We start from the raw sequence: 18,006 nt of genomic DNA on the forward strand, positions 1-18,006 counted from the left end.
TTACTGCAAGCTAATGTGGCCGTGCCCCAGCACGGTGCCGGTTGCATAGGCCATATCGACCAAAGCAACTTGATAGTCACTGATCGCGCGGATTTCTTTCAGTTGTGCCTCACCTAAACGTGTCAGCGTTTCCAGCACCTCGGTCATAGTGCGCAAGCCTTCATTAAATTGCTTGAGTTCAGCCTCGTAGTTGATACCCGCCACCAGCACCTGCTGGCGCGCCGCAATAATGCGTTGCCAGTTTTGTTCGACTTTATCCAGCGTGTCATGAATCTCGCGTTTTACGGTCAATGTTTGCAGCGTTTTGGTCGTCAGGCGTTGCATGCGCTGTGCCACAGCCCGGTCCAGCTTGGCTTTGCGGGCCTCGTTACTCACTGGCATTTCAAACTTCAAGCCCACCGACCAGTCACGATAGCGGCCATCAAATAAGTCCTGGCCAATATCACCAAACCGCTCGCCAGACCCAGACAAAGCACCATATTGATAATCCAGGGTAAACAATGGCAGGGTCTGGTTTTGCAGGTAATCAATCTGCACCAGGTCAGCACTTAACTTCAACTCTTGATCCAGCAATTCAATACGGCTATCCAGCGCATCGCGGATCAAATGTGCGCGGTCAAATTCAAACCTAACCAGGTTAGGTGCCGTCATCGGCACCCAGGGCGACTGTCCTGCCTGGTCGTCAGGCAAATCATTAAGCAAAAACTGTAATTGCCGTTGGGCCAGTTTGAGATTGGTTTCAGCCACAATCAGCGCTTCCATACGGTCAGCGACACCAATTTGCGCCCGGTTCACTTCGACCGCTGCGGTCAAGCCTTCTTGCACCCGGCGCTTGACCATGGCCAGGTTCTGGCTGGCATATTCATACTGGTTTTTGCGTACATCCAGTGCCGCCCACGCCTCGTAAAGCTCCCAGTAAGCCTTGTCTACGGTTGCCACAATGCGTATCGTCTGCAATCGCGTTTTCAGTTGTACGCTATCACGGTCTAACTCAGCGACACGGATGCTGGCTTCATTGACCTGCGTGCCAGCATTGCGCAACAAAGGCTGGCTAAACGAAAAACGCAGGGCACTGCGATACTGGTCACTGGCGAACTTGCCCAAGCTTTGGCGGTTTTCCAACGGCGCACTTAAAGTCACCGTACCGCCGGTACGCAAAGGCACTTTGACCCCGGCCTCCACATCCCAGAATTCCTTTTTCTGCGCATCCAGGTTCAGTTTGGCCAGCTCGCCATTCAGCAAAGCATTGTCTGACTTGATAATGACCTTATCCCCAGACATGGCGGGCGTGTCTTTTTCGGCATATTTGGCATAGGCAAAAATCACCTGGTCAAACTTGGCCTGCTCTTCGCGCAGCGATTGCCTGGCCAGTTCGGGGTCCATTTTGGCGACTTTGATCTGTAAATTATTTTGTAGCGCGCGCTGGCGAATATCGGCAATGGTGACTTGGGCACCTTGCCCCTGCGGGGCGATACTGTCAGTTTCCGGGCTATCAAACGGCTTCAACGCACTCTTGAGGTCGACGGTCACTGACGACTTGCGTTGCTGCTGTTGCTTGACTGCATCATGCAGCGGCACGCCAGGCTGCTGGCTATAAGATTCCAGCGCACGCCCCTCTGATTTTTCCAGACGCTGCCGCGCACGCGTGTCCGTAACGTCATCCGCCCACAGCGTAGCCCATGGCGAGGCAAGGGCTAACAGGGTGACCAGCCAGCGCGTCATGCCGCTTTGCCTCCGGCCTGGTTCAAGGGTACAGGCTCAGGCGGAATGCGTGGCGGGAAGCCATTGAGCAAGCGCCACAACTCGTAGCCTATGGTCACGCGCTCAAGCAACACCCAGCCTTTGGCACTGATGCCCTGGCGCAAAAACCTGGCAGACGGCCACTCTGGCGTCCCGGCTTTGTGCACCACCATGATACGGAAGTGGCCACTGCCATTGTCCGTCGGGTCGACAAACGAGATTTCACCTTCAAAGGTGCCCACGCCGACCTGTGCCCAGCCTGGGACTTGTATCGCGGGCCAACCCTCAAATTCCAGCCGGACACTGCTGCGGGAGGTAATCAGCGGCGCATCACGGCCATCGACCCACAACTCGACCGCGCGCTGCGAGGTATGTGGCACAATCACTAACAAAGGATCGCCCTGCTTGATAATTTGTGATTGCGAATTCACTGGCAACCGGAAAATGGTGCCATCCCTGGGCGCGACGATACGCTGCATATTTTGCCGCGCCAAGGAAATTTCGGAGTTATGCAGGCTGTTTTCACTGTCTGCGGCTTCGCCACGAATTTTATTGATCACGGCAGAGGTCGAGTCCAGGTAGGCCTGGGTATCCGAGCGGGTTTGCTGGATATCGGCCGCGGCAGAGCTGGCCTCGGCTTTGGCCGACTGCCATTGTGCCTGCGCACTATTGAGGTTGCGGCTGGCGATAATATGATCACGTTCGGCGACTTCAAGATCGCGCTTGGACACCAGGCCATCGCCAAACAGGCGTTGCAGGCGCTGCACTTGCTGGCTGGCAGCGTCGAGTGTTGCCTGCGCGGCATTCACCGCTTCCTGACTACTGCGGATTTTCTGATTAGCCACATCCAGCTTGTATTGTGCGGCTGAAATCTTGGCATCGCGTGCCGCCGTCAAGTTTTGCTTTTGTAGCTCATAAGCACGTAATTCATCCTGCTTGGCGCCAAGCTTGCTTTGCAAATTATCACGTTGCGCTTCCAGGCGCTGTTTAAAGTTGGGATCCGTATCGGCAATCTCCAACAGCAAATCGCCCTCTTTCACCTGCGAGCCTTCTTGCACGTGCCAGCGATTAATCATGCCATTCACAGGCGCATCTATGGTCTGCACACGTTCGGAAGGCGAGTAAGCAGTCACCTTCCCCAAGGCCGTCACGTTCTGCTGCCAGGGCAAAAACAAAAACATGGTTGGCAAGCCTACCAGCAACCAGGCCAGCCGTTTAATCCAGACACGCAAACGCTGCGGCGTTTGCACGGAGCCCATCAAGGTATTTTGCAATCGATTATGCATGATCGCCCCCTGCCTGGCCACGCTGACTATCCAGCGTCATCATCTGCTGGAATTGCTGCGCAATATGGGGGAAACGGGTTGTCACAATCAGCATCCATTGTGACTGGTGGCGCTTGAGCAAGGTCAGCACCTGGTCCAGTTCCTGCTGGCCGAGTCCATCGAGCAAACCATCGATAATCAGTAAATCCGGACGCCCTATCATCGCCCTGGCCAACATCAGGCGTTGCAATTGGGTGTAAGTCATGGGTGCGCCATAATCAGTCAATATCGTATCCATGCCTTGCGGTAACTGGCTGATATCCTCCCACAAGCCCAGCATTTGCAATATTTCGACCATGGCATCCAGGCCAATCTCGGTGCGGGTCAGGCGCAGATTATCCAGAATCGAGCCATGCTGCCACTCTACTTTGTTCGCCACCCCTATACGGTCACGCAGATGATCCAGGTTCAACTGGCGTAAGTCTATACCACCATAACTGATATAGCCTTGTGCAGGCTGCCTGAGTCCGGTCAGCAGCTCGAGCAAGGTGCTTTTACCACTGCCCAATGCACCCAGAATGGCGAGGCTCTGGCCGCGCTGCAGTTCGAAACTGACCTCACTCATTAATGTTGGTTGGCCGTGATGACTAAACCCCAGGCCAGCCACTTTCAGCGGCTGATACCCCTCCAAGCTGGACTGATGTTCTCCAGCAGCCTCCACCGGCAAGGTTTCCAACACGCCTAATTTATCGACCGCAGCCAGTAAGTCATAGAAATACTCCAGCTTGGTCACAAAGCGCACAAAGGCGGACAACACGCCAAAAATAATCAACTCTGCGGCCACAAACTGGCCGAGGTTAATCTGCCCTTTGATCACCAGGGTACCGCCCAGAATCAGCATGCCGGTACCTATCACCGCATACATGCCCACAGCGCCTATTAACTGCGTCATTAATACGCGAAAATGTTTTACTCTGGCACCCAGATAGTTTTGTGCCAGTATCTCAGTGTTATCTGTTGTACGTTGCTTTGCACCATAAAACTTGGATAACCATTTATTACGTGCAATGTTTTCCAGCCAAGCAGCCATATCGTATTTGGCCTTGGATTCTTTAAGGGCGGTGGTTTCTGCCTGCCTGCCTAGCAAAACGACGATGGCCCATAACACTATCAGCATCAGGATCACGAGGATACCGAAATAGAGGCTATAAAACAGCAAGACCACGCTGCCAATCAAGCCTTGCAGCAAAGCAGTCAGACCAACCGTCAGCAGGGTTGCCACAGATTTTTGCACGGTCTGGATATCAAAATAACGGTTTACCAGCTCGACTGGATTGTGCTGGTCATAGACAGAGACATGAATTTGCTGAGTATTTTGCGCAATGAGTAGGCTATGGCGCACAAAAATGCGGCGCTGTATCAGCTCAACGAGGAAACTCTCAATGGCATAAATCGCCCCCGACAAGGCCAGCAAGCAAAACAGGATAAAACCAACCACATACAACGGCTGCAGCACACCACCCATGGTGACGATATTGACCATGGTTTGCACCGCCACCGGCGTCGCAATACCCAACACGCCATAGGCCAGTGTCAGGTAAACCAGTAGCAGGATATCCTGCTTTTCAAAAGAGGCGAGTTTTAATACCCGTTGTACGGGGCTCAACAAAGAGGGGGTTAGATTTGCCATGGTAAGAGTTATTTTAGTACAGGCCCACTACATGGATTGCAATGCATTTTATTAAGTTCAAAAAAAAACGGCTCAATGAGCCGTTTTCTTTTTCACATCATGGATTACAGGCTATAAGCACGCTCACCATGCTCTGTTGTATCCAGACCTTCGCGCTCGTATTCTTCACTTACACGCAAGCCTACAACAGCGTCTACAACTTTGTAAAGAATGACGCTAACGATACCAGTCCAGATCAATGTCACCACCACAGCGATGATTTGAGTCGTCACTTGACCACCCATGGTCACGCCTTCGGCATAACCGACACCACCCAAGCCAGGAGCCATCAGCACACCGGTACCCACTGCACCCCAGATACCTGCCAAGCCGTGCACACCGAATACATCTAGTGAGTCATCATAACCCAGCGCACCTTTCAGTTTAGTTACGCCCCACAGGCTGACAAAGCTGGCAGTGAAACCCAGGATGATAGAGCCCATTGGACCTACGAAACCACAAGCAGGGGTAATCGCAACCAGACCAGCAACAGCACCTGACGCTGCACCCAGCATGCTTGGTTTACCACGGAACAGCCACTCAGCCAGAATCCAGCCAATTACCGCTGCAGCCGTTGCCAATTGTGTGTTGACCAACACCATACCGGCAGTCGCATCGGCAGCCAGTTCGCTACCTACGTTGAAACCGAACCAACCCACCCACAGCAAAGATGCACCAATCATCGTCATCACCAGGCTGTGTGGAGGCATTGCTTCTTTACCGTAACCAATACGTTTGCCCAACATCAAAGCACCGATCAAGGCAGCCACACCAGCGTTGATATGCACAACTGTACCACCGGCAAAGTCTTTAGCACCCAACTCAGCCAAGTAACCACCACCCCAAACCATATGCGCAATTGGGATGTAAGCAAACGTCACCCACAAAGCTGTGAACAGCAAGACAGCAGAGAACTTCATACGCTCAGCAAAACCACCAACGATAAGACCTGGGGTCAGTGCCGCAAAAATCATCTGGAAAGTCAGGAACACATACTCAGGAATCGTGCCAGACAAGCTATCAGTGGTAATGCCTGACAGGAATGCCTTGCTCAAGCCACCAACAATCGCGTTACCTTCACTAAATGCCATACTGTAGCCGTAAGCTGCCCACAATACAGAAATCAGCGAAAATACTACGAACACTTGCATCAACACGGAAAGCATGTTTTTCTGACGCACCAAACCACCGTAGAACAAAGCCAGGCCAGGGATAGTCATCAAAATCACCAACACTGTGGCAATAATCATGAAGGCAGTATTACCAACGTCCAGTGTTGGCGCTGGTTCCGCTTCAGCTGCTGCTGGCGCGGCTTCTGCAGCAGGGGCTTCAGCCGCCGGTGCTGCTTCAGGTGTAACTGTTTCTTGAACTGTGATTGTTTCTGTCACAGTCTCTTCAGCGTAGCTGACTGGGGTTGCCGCCAGGCCAATCAAGGCGACCAGCGATAACATGGAAAGAATTTTCTTCATAGCTGAAGCCCTTTCTTATAGCGCATCCGGACCGGTTTCGCCGGTACGTATACGGTAAACTTGTTCCAGATCGAAGACAAATACTTTGCCATCACCGATTTTGCCCGTTGCAGCCGCTTTCTCAATCGCATCCACGACCTGATCCAGCATGTCGTCCTTAATGGCGACCTCAAGCTTCACTTTAGGCAAAAAATCCACGACATATTCTGCCCCACGATATAACTCGGTATGTCCCTTTTGACGGCCAAACCCTTTGACCTCAGTGACTGTGATGCCTTGTACGCCAATGTTGGACAAAGCCTCACGCACTTCATCAAGCTTAAATGGCTTGATTATTGCGGATACAAATTTCATTTGCTTCTCCCGTTGTTAACTCTGACGGGCACAATGCCCGCCAGATCTAAACTTTGTTACTTATAACTTAGAATGTACGGCCAAGTGTGAACACCAGGCGGCCATCGTTTAAGTCTTTTGTTTCAGTAGTACCGTTGATGGAACGGCTAAAGCTTGTACCGCCGTAGCCACCGCCCCAGTATTTGTCATTGCTTGCTTCAACCCAGTACAAACCAGCCGCCCAGCCTTCACTCTTGCCAATGGCAAAGCCCTTGCTCAGACCCAACTTCCAGTCAGTATAGTCAGGGTTAGTTTCGTACGTGCCAGGTGCACCGTTAGCGGTCGGGAAACCGGAAGCTTGCAACTTGCCCGCCACATTCATGTGACCAACGTGCGCAATCAGAGTCAGATCCCACCATGGCAGTGGATAAGCCGCGTTCAGCTCCATGTACATAGAGCCTTTAGTGCTACCATCCCAGCCTGTTGCCTTCTCGGCGCCAAACCAGTCTGTCAGAGTATAGGATACTTTAGCGCTGATCCAGTCATATGACAAACCAAAGTTCAACTCGGTAGTGTCCCATTTACCACCAGATTTTTTACCTTGGTCAGCAGTCAAACCATCATATTTTTTCCAGGAACCGCCCGGATACATGTATGAGTAAATACCAACGGTGTAGCCTAACTTCTCCACTGCTGGAATAGTACCGTTGTAGCCTGCATACACGTCAATTTCAGTTTGTGCATCAGGATATGTGTTAGGAGTCACGCCAGAACCCCAGATACCAGCGTAAAAACCGCTGGAGTGCGTAATATCCATACCGCCTTGTACGGTAGGTTTGTGCCATGTTTGTGACAAACCACGGAAGTAGTAGTCAGAAACAAAGCTGATGTTTGCAGTTGCATCCCAACTTGAAGCTTCTTCTTTAGCTTCTTCAGCTGCGTATGAAACTTGTGCAAAAGATAATGCACCCAAAACTGCTGTGAGCAAAATAGATTGACGCATTTATGAGTCCTCTCTCTGTGAAAATCTTTGATCGAATTGTTGTAAACGAGAATGAAACAACATTGACCACAAAGCAAGGCACGTGCCAATCCATATAAATAAATTAAATCATATAGTTATATAATAAATTAAATCCAAAATATTAAAATAACATCGCAATAAATTGTTTTTAATTGAAAATGGTGTTTATATATTGAGGTAATTATATTTTCAAGCCCGCTATACATGCTAAAATATTGTGCAAAGGAGCCTTCATCATGCTATTCACCAATGAAAAAATTAAAGAATTATCTTTTAAAATCAAACAACTAGCGGATTCAAGCCCCATTTCAGAGCTAGAAACCAATTTGCATGCACTATTTCAGGGCGCGCTCACCAAAATGGAACTTGTTTCGCGCGAAGAATTCGATATTCAATCCGCGTTACTGGCACGCACCCAGCAACAATTAAAAACACTGGAAGAAAAAATTAGCCAGCTAGAACAGGCACACACAGTCAAAAAGTAAAAATTAATTTACAATTGTTAGCATTCTGATATTTCAAGGATGCGACATGAGTCTGGCGGTGCTATACAGTCGTGCATTGAGCGGCATGGACGCGCCAGAGGTGGTGGTAGAAGTGCATCTGGCCAATGGTTTGCCTAGCTTCACCATCGTCGGACTGCCTGAAACAGAAGTGAAAGAGAGCAAGGATCGTGTGCGTGCGGCGATACAAACCGCACAATTTGAGTTTCCTGCACGCCGCATTACGGTCAACCTGGCGCCTGCCGACTTACCCAAGGAAGGCGGCCGCTATGATTTGCCCATTGCACTGGGCATACTGGCCGCTTCCGGACAATTACCGCGGCAACATCTTGCCAACTATGTGATTGCTGGCGAGTTGGCGCTGACAGGTGAACTGCGGCCGATTCGTGGCGCATTAGCCATGACTTATCAACTGCTTCAGGATACATCCAACGCCAGAGCAGCCATTCTGCCCCAAGAGAGTGCATACGAAGCCAGTTTAGTAGAAGGCTGCACCATTTTCGCAGCGAACAGCTTGCTCGAGGTGTGCGCCCACCTGTCAGGCAAGCAATCCCTACCCCAGCATCCGGCAGTCTCAGCCACCCCGCAACGCGAGCAACCAGACTACAATGAGGTCAGAGGGCAGCTACGTGCCAAGCGCGCACTGGAAATTGCGGCAGCAGGCCAGCATAGTTTGCTCATGAGCGGGCCACCCGGCACAGGCAAGAGCATGTTGGCGCATCGCTTCGTCAGCATTTTGCCCGAGATGACGACGCAGGAAGCGCTGGAAAGCGCGGCCATCTTGTCACTGTCCGGACAATTTCCGGTAGCAGACTGGAAAAAACGCCCCTCGCGCGCACCACACCATACCGCCTCGGCCGTCGCCTTAGTTGGCGGCGGCAGCGTGCCCCGCCCCGGTGAAATCAGCCTCGCGCATCATGGCGTGCTGTTTCTGGACGAGCTACCGGAATTTGACCGCAAGGTGCTGGAGGTATTGCGTGAGCCGCTGGAGAACGGCCACATTACGATTTCGCGTGCCGCCAGGCAGGCGACTTTTCCAGCACAATTTCAATTGATTGCCGCCATGAATCCCTGCCCTTGCGGCTATTTTGGCCATTACAACCAACGCTGTCGCTGTACGCCTGAGCAAATTTTACGTTACAAAAACAAACTTTCCGGGCCGCTTTTAGACCGCATTGACATGAATATTGATGTGCCCGCACTGAAACCTGAGGAGTTGAGCCAGCATCATCCCGGTGAAAACAGTAGCAGCATGCGCGCCCGCGTGATGCTGGCAAGGCAGCGGCAAATGCAACGCCAGCAAAAACCCAATGCCACACTCGGACCACTGGAGCTTTCAGCGGTTTGCCAACTCGGCGAACAAGCCAGCCAGCTACTACAAAGCGCCATGCAAAAATTTTCCCTGTCTGCCCGCAGTTATCATCGCATTCTCAAGGTTGGCAGAACCATCGCCGATCTGGCAGGCTCAGAACACATCAGCGATGCCCACATTGCAGAAGCGTTACAATATCGGCGTTATGACTATTAGAGGAGTTACGCCATGCATTTATACGACGTCAGTATCGCGCCATTGTTGCGCACCTTACAAAACCTGAAACACATCCTGCAACAAGGCGAGCTGTATGCTGAACAGAAAAAAGTGGCGCCGGAAGTACTGCTGAACAGTCGCCTGGCTGTCGATATGTACCCACTGACCAAACAAGTACAACTGGTCAGCGACATGAGTAAAGGCGCGGGGGCAAGACTGGCCCGATTAGAGATTCCGCAATATGCCGATGATGAAACCAGCTTTGAGATGCTGTATGCCAGAATTGATAAAACCGTAGATTTTCTGGCGCAAATCAAACCAGAACAGTTGGAAGGCGCGGCCAGTAAAGAAGTCGTGTTGACCATCCGCAAGGTCGACCTGACGTTTACCGGACTGGACTACCTGGAGAAATGGGTGATGCCCAACGTGTATTTTCACACCACCACGGCCTATAACATCTTGCGTCACCTGGGCGTGCCGCTTGGTAAAACCGACTACCTCGGCCAAAAACGCTAATCACTCAGGCAGGTTTGCGCCAATAGCCAACGACGTTTGGCTGCGCCTTTAACATGGCCTGGCGCCGCAGCGTTTCATATGCCTCAGCCTCGGAAACCCCTTGCTCGTGGGCGATACGCTGCGCTTGCTGATTGGCCTCAGTCACCCAGGCTGGATTCTGCGCATAGCCGCGATCTTGCATGCAGCGATCCAGTACGCGTGACTGCCGTGCTGCTTTTTCCAGTTTTTGAAACGGCAATGCTTCAGGGAGACCCGCTGCGGCTTTGCTGGCAATCAGATCACACTGATTAATCGCCTGCGCGACATCACTCTGCTGCTGAGTTGGCTCAACCTCGGTCAGAGATTGCCAGTACCAAAACCCCGCATAACCCAGCACACCAATCACCAGCACAACCAATACTCTCGCAGTTTTCATAACCAACCCTCGCTCCAATGGCATTGATTGTGCGCCATTTCATGGCAGATAGATAGCAAGGAGATTGTCATCTAAACAATGCATGCACTTCACGAAAGCGTCACACAGACTGGTTAACATAGTTTTAATCAATGGCAACATGAATGACCGCCATAAATCAGGATGCCCGACTTAAGAATGGAGCAAGCATGACGTTAATACAGTTATACATACCAGCTAATAAAGGAAAAATCATGAGCGAATGGCAAGATGAGCCACTGACCTACACCGCCAGCATGCCTGAGCTGATGACTGCACAGGACATTATGTACCTGGCGGAAGACATTGTGGCTGACAATAATATTCAAGCGATTTACAAACCTGCAGAACTCTCCCTGGAAGTGGTATAACGCCCAGCGCTGTTGCCCGGCAACCAGCCGCGGCTAATTCGTACCAAATTCACGCAGCACCTCTGCCACGCTACCCTCAGGCCATGCGTCTCGACCACGCCTAGACACTGACTCAGTGTTTGCCTAAAATAAACCTTCGACCATCACCATCACAGGAGGCAACCATGTTTTTAGGCGCGGTAGGCATCTATACTCTGATTGGCGTTGTTGTAGCGATTTGTGTGATTTTGTACCTATTCGCCATCAAGGTTAAATAACTCGCTCAAATTAAAAAAGCCCCTGCCGGGGCTTTTTTAATGCTGTCACGCTTACTGTATGAGCTCATGCCAGCTTTGCTTGGTGCCATAGCTGCCATTGGTCTTCTGTTTAAAAATCTCAGTCGACCTGCTCGTCGCCGAGAGGCCAAACACCTGGTCGTCCAGACTCAGCTGCTGCGGTGTTGGGTCATTACTGCCCGTCACCACCACATGTGGCACGCCATTACCGTCATAAACGATATTGAAGCCCACTGCCGGGGTCGTCATGCGCTCGGAAACGATGCCACTGGTCAGCAAAGAGCCGCCTTTTTTATAGTTAAAGAAGTTAAACCAGCCATAGCCTGCCCCGTTGCAGGCCTCACTGCTAGGCACCATGGTGGGCATCAGCAAAGCACCATTTAACAACAAGGGGTCCAGGTTAACGCGCTCGCCCGCAGGGAAATCCAGCACCCAGCCATAGCCGGTGTCAAAGTTGACCGTCCCGCTGGAAGTCACGACACGATCACCACTGAGTGATTGCGTCGTCAGTTGCGCACGCCCGATCGCCGTGGTTTGCCCGTTATCTTTAAACGTATATGCAGAGTTCTGTGGGGTGTTTGTCAAATCAGCCGGTTCGAGAAACTTCCCTGTCCCCACCATGACCACCTTGTTATTGTCGACCTTACCCAATTCTGGTTGGGTAGTGATTTTTTGCACATTACCACCGCCATCACGCAAGGTCGCAATTTTAGTCACCGCATTGGTGTTGATGTTAAAGCGCCAGATGTTGCCATTTAAATCACCACCATACACATTCAAGGCCATATTATTTTCAAACATCTGGTCAGCATAGGCCGAGATTCTGGACAGGCCACTAGGATCGCCAGCACTGCCCTCACCGGTAGAAAGTGTTTTTAACAGACTGCCGGTATTGGCATCGAGCACATACAGGTAACCGCCGCCATTCCCGGTTGGCGTGTTAGCGACCAATGTACCGTCATTCAATTTACGCGCATTGGTGCCATTGTTATAGCCCGAAGTCACCAGCACTACCCAGCGGCCATCCTGCATTTTAGTCACCAGCGGGTTACCAAAGGTATAACCCAGATTACTATTCTCGCCGGTGCTCTGTGCATAAAACTCCCACAGCAACACGGGGCGACCGGGGTTCGTCACATCAATGGCAAAATAGCCACGGCCGCCGCCATTTAAACCGGAAACCAGGATGGTGCGCCACACAGCGCTCTCGCCACTGCAACCAGAGACACAAACATCAGTGACCACCGGACTGCCATTGACATAATTGGTATGGTAATTGGCGCCATACTCCTTATCGGCCAGATTGGCCAGGTTGGCAATCACCGGGGTGGGAATAAATGCCCACAACTCATTGCCGTTCTCGGCGTTAAAAGCGTGCAACATACCATCATTGGCGCCCACATAGACCACGCCATTCGGCAAGGCTTTTCTTAATGCCTTATAGGCTTTATACCCGGCATCCAGATAATCCACATTAGAAGCCTTGAAATAGGCCGGACGTGACTGTGAAATATCTCCCAGCGTGGCCAAGCGCTCGCGGAAGAGGCGGTTCTCAGCGGTGGCATTCAGGCCTCTGTCTTCATAGGTTTTATTGCCTCTGAGGTAATCAACCAGTTTGCCGACCTTGTCTGGATCGGTCATCCTGACATCGCTCGCTGGCAAGCCCTGCATCTGGCTCAGCGCTTTATAGCCATTTTCGAGCGTAGTGCGATACTGCACAGGCAGGTTATCTGCGGTAAACAACACCATGGCATTATTGCCATTAAAGAAAATTTGGCGGTTTGCACCCAGCTGATTCTGCAATTTGCCGATACAACTGCTTGCAATCGGCACATAGCAGGAGGCTGGCTCACTCATGCCAATGTCTGCGCCTAACGCCCCGCCAGCACTGCCACACGCAGTCTGGTCGGAGTTCGTCGTTTTGCAGTAAAGTCTGCCATCCTGGCTAGCCGCCGTTGCAGGTGAGGTACATGTTTCTGCGGCCACATTCTCAACGCACCACACGGCGCTTTCTGAGGTTTGCAAAGAGGTCGTGTTGACCGTGCGTGCCTCCAGATTGCCTGTCCACTTCACGGACTGGTAACTGGCCACATACTGGAAGTTATCCCCATTGGTCGGTGCCAGGCTACTGGCGGCAGCGGCGGCACTGGCGCCCTGGATAGATTTGATCTCTGACAGGCCTTTTGCCAACGACTCACGTAACAGCTTGGGATTGCTGGCACTGTAATAGGTGCCGCCTGCGTTTACCGCCGCATGCCACAAGTCATCAATACGGGTGCCATCCTCATTGAGGGTTGGGTCCGGCCAGTTTTTTGCATTGGAAGAAATATCCTTGAAATCGCCGGAGGTCCGCGTTTTGTAGTCCTCGGTGTAAACCAATGTGCCGTCAATGCCCAGGCCCAAGGTCATGGTTACCATATTCTGTTTTGGATAATCATTGGTTGTACCACACACAGAAGAGCCTAAGCCCCCAGTACAATTCGAGAACGTATTATCCCGTATATCCGTATCGTAAAAATACTTGGCCGTATCCGCCAGCGTGTTGGACTTGGCGCTACTGTCGAACTGTGGCCGTGGACTGCTACCGTCCTGGTCACCGATGGCTGTACTATTGATACGGGTTGGGTTGCTACTGTCGTTCCAGTAACCATCCGTGGTCAGCAAGGTGAAATTAGACTGACAGGCATATTGCATCGGGTCATCATTGCCTAATGTTTTTTTACCAGCAAAATGCCGCCCTACGCTGGATAGCGCCGTACGCAACGGGGTGCCGCCACTAGCAGACACCGCAAACAGTTTCTGGTACCAGGATTGCTTCTGGCTAGTGTTAAACGGTGCCAGTGCCAGATAATTGGAACTCGGACTATTAATGGTCACCAAGCCCACGCGATAACGGGAATCCAGCGCCTTGAATGCCTGGCTGGCTGCCGTTTTCATCGATTGCATCCTTGTACGGTAATACGCCCACCAGTTAGCAAAATTGGTCATTTCCTCGGTAAGCGTACAAGTCGTACCTGCACAATCCAGCCTGTCCAGTCCTTTGGCCGTTTTTCCAGGCGCGGTGTAGGCAACATTATTGGAAATCTTGACGTAAACCATGCTGCCGGGGATGTCGGTCGTGGTGTTGGTCGTCAGTTGAGCAGTGAAGTTGCCGCCTGTCATGGTGACCTGAATCGGGGCGGCGGTATTCACTGGTTCACCGGCGGGCGTAATAATCGTCAGTACATTGCCGCTGATATTGACCGTATTGCCGCTCAGATTGCAATTGCCAGACAGACTGGTTCGGCACATATTAGAACGCACTTCACTGGCAAACTGGCTGCTGTTGTATGAATTGTTGACCGAGACGGTCGTGGATAACAGCTCAATATTATTGATTTTGATGCTTTGTATGGACGCATTGTTGCTGGTCTTGTTCAGCGTCAGCGTATAAGTGGAGATAGGCCGGCGCAAATTGGTATAAGTATTGCCGTCATTCACGGTGCTGCTGGCATTGCGAATCTTCTGGCAATACATGGAGCCGGTCAGACTGCGTCTGGTCGCGGCCGTGCTGGTGTTACACCAGCGGATATTAGACGGATAGACATAGACTCCCGTCGCCTCTTTTGCAATCACGCAACTGGTCAGGCTAGGGGTAGAGCAAAACTCGCCAGGAATAAATGCATAGTAATTAGCGAGGGAGCGGATATCAGTGGTCCCGTTTTTGCCACCGCCCACATCATTGACCTCATTTGGCACCGCCGCATAATTGGTCTGATCGGCCATGCTGGCGCCCAGATAGGTCAACGGCGGGCTATATTGCACCTCTGGATTGTAGTACTGCGTGTTGTAATCCGCATTCTCAAACAACCATGGTGAAGACGAGTTTGACCAGTCAGGCGCATAATCCCAGCCCATACTGCCCGAGTTATCCAGCACAAACATGAGATTTGGTTTCACATCCGAACTGCCAGAGGTTTGCAACGGCATGGTCGCCAGATCCAGAAATTCAGCTTGCACAAGCCCTGGCAGCAATATGCCCAGCCAGAAAAGTTTTTTGATCCAATGTTGGCTTTTCATCGTTCCACCCATTTAGTTGGAGATAAACGTTTGCAAAAAAGTGACGGTATTTTTGGGTCCGGCGATGCGCAGGGTGACCCGGTATAGCGGTGAATCCGAACTGGCGATACAGCGCTTGAAGAGCTCAATATTCGAAATATTATGAGAGCAGTTCTCGCCATTGCTGGGTGAACTGGCCATCATGCAACGGGAAGCATCACTTAACGCCGCACCATCAGCAATTTCCGCATCGCTGTAATTACACATGCGCTCTACGACATAACGGATTTCATTCCCCTGGCGGTCTACACCGTTACGGATTTCATCATTACCATCGGTCTGGCTGGGGGCGAGGCTGCTATTGCCGTCACTCCACGCCATCGTCGTTAACTGATTGCCATCACACACCAGCGCATCGGGTTGGGTATCAAACTGGCTGCAATTGGCGTAATACCCCAAGCCAGGATGGTGCGCAGTACTCACCGACAGCGATACGTTTTTAGCAATGCTCTGCGCAATGCCTTCCAATGCCACATTTGAGGCCGTCGTGGCAGACTGGCGGAACACCATATTGCCGGACAGCAAGGCATTGGTATCCACACTGCGTATCAGGGCCACCGCCGCAATCGACATCACGGCAAGTGCCAGCAAGGCAAAAAACAGCACGATACCGCTTTGGCGAACCAAAGGCCTGCGTGCCACCCTGGACGATAAAAGGCTATAGCGCATCGCGGTTCCAAATAATGTTTCTGAGCGGGATAGTGGCTTCAAAGCTACGGTAGCGGTAGCGTTGCCAGTTAGGCACGCCACTTAAGTCAACACTGGCAGGATTGGCATCTGCCTGCCAGATGCACACTCTGCTCACGCCTGCTGCGGCACCATTACATGCCTGGCTCACAGTGTTTCTTTGCAGATTGCCGTCCCTGGCGATCACTGCGATGCGGATTGCGCGGATACGGTTACGGTCCATGAGCGCCATGGTCGGCCCAAAATCACCCGTGGCATCAACCCAGCGATCAACCCGGTTCAAATAAGCGGCAGCGGTGGCGGTGGTCGCCGTGGGGTCTATGGTCTCGGTGATCCCGTATTGCGCCTGCAAGGCCACAATATCACTGGCCACGGGTACCGCCGCGCTATTTGGAAATGGCGTGGTGCCGGATGTGCCTCCGGTGCGCGTCAGTTCCATGGTGGCATTCACCGTATATTCATACTGATTCCATGCGCCCAAACAAGAAAAGCGCACCCAGTCGGCACCATTCAAAATGCTCACCGGGCTGGCCGTGGGCGGTGTATTAATTTCAGACAAGGTATTTATGGTGCGATCAGAATTAACTTTTTGCAGGCGGCCAAGGCTGCAATTCGGATTAGTCGGTGTTTGATGAAACAGCACCACATCATTCTCCTGGCAACCAATCAGGCGTCCATCCAACGTTGGTGCTGTCATGGTCCCCGTGGCGCGCAAGGATGCACCGCCACTAGCAGGATTGCCATAGCGGATACGTACGATGTCGTTACCAGCACCACCATCCACGATCACCACTGGCGACAGGTTGATTACCACGCCACCCTGGTTAATCGAGGTGTTGATCGGGCACAACAAAGGAGATGGGTCACTACTGTTATACAAAGGCAGGCCGTAGCCCGCATTCTGCGCATCGCGCTGTATGTAATACATGGCCAGCACGCCGCTTGACTGCGCATCTGAACCGCCGGCAATCATGCGTTTTCGCGCCTCAAAGCCACTAAACAAATTGCTGATAGCCAACGTTGCCACCAGACCAATCGCCAGCCCGACCAGCAATTCAACCAGACTCAGGCCAGCCTCTGCGCGCCCAGGGTGTTGACGTGAGAACATCGCTGAAGGCCGCATCATGGCATCACATCAAACAAATAACTGGACGCATTCACCTGGTGACGGCTACCACCAGGCACCTGCCAGCCAACGGTGACTGTCACCATGGTGTTGGTCAGCGCTGAGAACGTTAACGTACCATTAGGCAACTGGGTACTAATTTTGTCCCTGTCGACCTGTGTAATGTAATTTGCGGCATCGCCACCATAGGCCATCATGTTGGCAATATGCGTTTGTGCAATCAACTGCGCCTCTGCGCGGTAGCGGTTGTCACTACTGTTTTTAATCATGGCACTTTGCAGGCCCACCAGTGCCAGCACACCCATGCTAAAAATCACCAGCGCCACCATAGACTCAATCAGCACCGAGCCTTGCTGCAAGCGTATGGCAACAGAACGTTTTTGTCGTGAAAAAACTAACATGCTCTCGGATCTCCCACGGTCGAAACGGCCGGATCACACACTTTGACATTGCCACCGGCTGCCAACATCACACGCAACGCGCGGCGCTCCTCACTCTTGACTTGCGTATTGGTCACATTGACCACTGTCAGCCCCACTGCCGTTGCCGGGTCACGCGTACCAAAGCTGCTAAACACGGCGGTATAGTTATCTGCAGACACGGCTGTATTAGTAGACGACCCTTCGGTGGCGTTTCTTTGCGTAATCAGCGCCGGGCACCCCGTGACCACGGTGACACAGCCAATTTGCCAGGCACTATTGGTTTGCAAGGTAAACTTGACCCTGGCATTGCGCTTGATCGCCTCCATCCTGGCTTGCTGCAAACCGCTATGGATAGACTCCGCGACGGTACGAATCTGGGCATTCCCAATCGAAGTCTGGAAGGCCGGAATCGCAACAGTGGCAAGCGCAATCAATACCGCCATGGCTACCACCAGCTCTACCAATGTAAATCCTTGCTGACGCATGT

At 52.0% G+C, this 18,006-nt stretch carries 16 protein-coding genes; 4 read left to right on the plus strand and 12 right to left on the minus strand.

The genetic code is table 11. The features are described from left to right. From INP78_RS12000 to INP78_RS12025, 6 genes are all read right to left on the minus strand, one after another. Window positions 1-1,722, minus strand: coding sequence for a TolC family protein (locus tag INP78_RS12000; RefSeq protein WP_194742437.1), 1,722 nt, complete (start codon window positions 1,720-1,722; stop codon window positions 1-3). Next, entirely contained in the window at window positions 1,719-3,026 is a 1,308-nt protein-coding gene (locus INP78_RS12005; protein ID WP_194742438.1) for an HlyD family secretion protein, read from the minus strand. The genes INP78_RS12000 and INP78_RS12005 overlap by 4 nt, the downstream gene beginning before the upstream one ends. Continuing rightward, entirely contained in the window at window positions 3,019-4,695 is a 1,677-nt protein-coding gene (locus INP78_RS12010; protein ID WP_228522860.1) for a peptidase domain-containing ABC transporter, read from the minus strand. Before INP78_RS12010 ends, INP78_RS12005 begins: the two co-directional genes overlap by 8 nt. Before the next feature lie 104 nt (window positions 4,696-4,799). Then, window positions 4,800-6,203, minus strand: coding sequence for an ammonium transporter (locus INP78_RS12015; RefSeq protein WP_194742439.1), 1,404 nt, complete (start codon window positions 6,201-6,203; stop codon window positions 4,800-4,802). A gap of 15 nt (window positions 6,204-6,218) precedes the next feature. Then, window positions 6,219-6,557, minus strand: coding sequence for a P-II family nitrogen regulator (glnK, locus tag INP78_RS12020; protein ID WP_018986930.1), 339 nt, complete (start codon window positions 6,555-6,557; stop codon window positions 6,219-6,221). A gap of 67 nt (window positions 6,558-6,624) precedes the next feature. Beyond that, window positions 6,625-7,539 (minus strand): TorF family putative porin, encoded by a 915-nt coding sequence (locus INP78_RS12025; protein ID WP_194742440.1) that lies wholly within the window; start codon window positions 7,537-7,539, stop codon window positions 6,625-6,627. A gap of 257 nt (window positions 7,540-7,796) precedes the next feature. Here INP78_RS12025 and INP78_RS12030 point away from each other — a divergent pair, with 257 nt between their 5' ends. From INP78_RS12030 to INP78_RS12040, 3 genes are read left to right on the plus strand one after another with little or no spacing between them, the layout of a single operon-like run. Further along, a complete protein-coding gene (locus INP78_RS12030) occupies window positions 7,797-8,045 on the plus strand; it encodes an accessory factor UbiK family protein (protein ID WP_194742441.1) in 249 nt (82 codons plus the stop codon). Between the two features lie 46 nt (window positions 8,046-8,091). Continuing rightward, entirely contained in the window at window positions 8,092-9,591 is a 1,500-nt protein-coding gene (locus tag INP78_RS12035) for a YifB family Mg chelatase-like AAA ATPase (protein WP_194742442.1), read from the plus strand. Window positions 9,592-9,603: 12 nt separating this feature from the next. Continuing rightward, complete coding sequence (locus INP78_RS12040; protein WP_194742443.1) at window positions 9,604-10,107, plus strand: DUF1993 family protein; 504 nt, start codon at window positions 9,604-9,606, stop codon at window positions 10,105-10,107. A 4-nt stretch (window positions 10,108-10,111) separates the two neighbouring features. On the opposite strand, the gene INP78_RS12045 is transcribed toward INP78_RS12040, so the two are convergent. Further along, on the minus strand, window positions 10,112-10,522 hold the full coding sequence (locus INP78_RS12045) for a hypothetical protein (RefSeq protein ID WP_194742444.1): 411 nt from the start codon (window positions 10,520-10,522) through the stop codon (window positions 10,112-10,114). Between the two features lie 233 nt (window positions 10,523-10,755). On the opposite strand from INP78_RS12045, the gene INP78_RS12050 reads away from it, so the two are divergent. After that, the gene (locus INP78_RS12050) at window positions 10,756-10,911 is read left to right on the plus strand and encodes a hypothetical protein (protein ID WP_019880917.1); all 156 of its coding nucleotides are present in this window, start codon (window positions 10,756-10,758) and stop codon (window positions 10,909-10,911) included. Window positions 10,912-11,219: 308 nt separating this feature from the next. Here INP78_RS12050 and INP78_RS12055 read toward each other — a convergent pair whose 3' ends face one another. The 5 genes from INP78_RS12055 to INP78_RS12075 are packed head-to-tail and all read right to left on the minus strand — an operon-like array spanning window position 11,220 to window position 18,004. Then, window positions 11,220-15,245 carry a pilus assembly protein gene (locus tag INP78_RS12055; RefSeq protein WP_194742445.1) on the minus strand — a complete coding sequence of 1,342 codons (4,026 nt, stop codon included), beginning with the start codon at window positions 15,243-15,245 and terminating at the stop codon, window positions 11,220-11,222. 12 nt (window positions 15,246-15,257) lie between these two features. Then, window positions 15,258-15,953: a pilus assembly PilX N-terminal domain-containing protein gene (locus INP78_RS12060; protein WP_194742446.1), complete on the minus strand. Its 696-nt coding sequence runs from the start codon at window positions 15,951-15,953 to the stop codon at window positions 15,258-15,260. Next, on the minus strand, window positions 15,943-17,097 hold the full coding sequence (locus INP78_RS12065) for a PilW family protein (RefSeq protein WP_194742447.1): 1,155 nt from the start codon (window positions 17,095-17,097) through the stop codon (window positions 15,943-15,945). Before INP78_RS12065 ends, INP78_RS12060 begins: the two co-directional genes overlap by 11 nt. Next, the gene (locus INP78_RS12070; protein WP_194742448.1) at window positions 17,094-17,498 is read right to left on the minus strand and encodes a hypothetical protein; all 405 of its coding nucleotides are present in this window, start codon (window positions 17,496-17,498) and stop codon (window positions 17,094-17,096) included. The genes INP78_RS12065 and INP78_RS12070 overlap by 4 nt, the downstream gene beginning before the upstream one ends. Next, complete coding sequence (locus INP78_RS12075; protein WP_194742449.1) at window positions 17,492-18,004, minus strand: GspH/FimT family pseudopilin; 513 nt, start codon at window positions 18,002-18,004, stop codon at window positions 17,492-17,494. Before INP78_RS12075 ends, INP78_RS12070 begins: the two co-directional genes overlap by 7 nt. Window positions 18,005-18,006 lie beyond the last annotated feature (2 nt).

Source organism: Methylophilus sp. 14, assembly GCF_015354345.1.
Taxonomy (GTDB): Bacteria; Pseudomonadota; Gammaproteobacteria; order Burkholderiales; family Methylophilaceae; genus Methylophilus.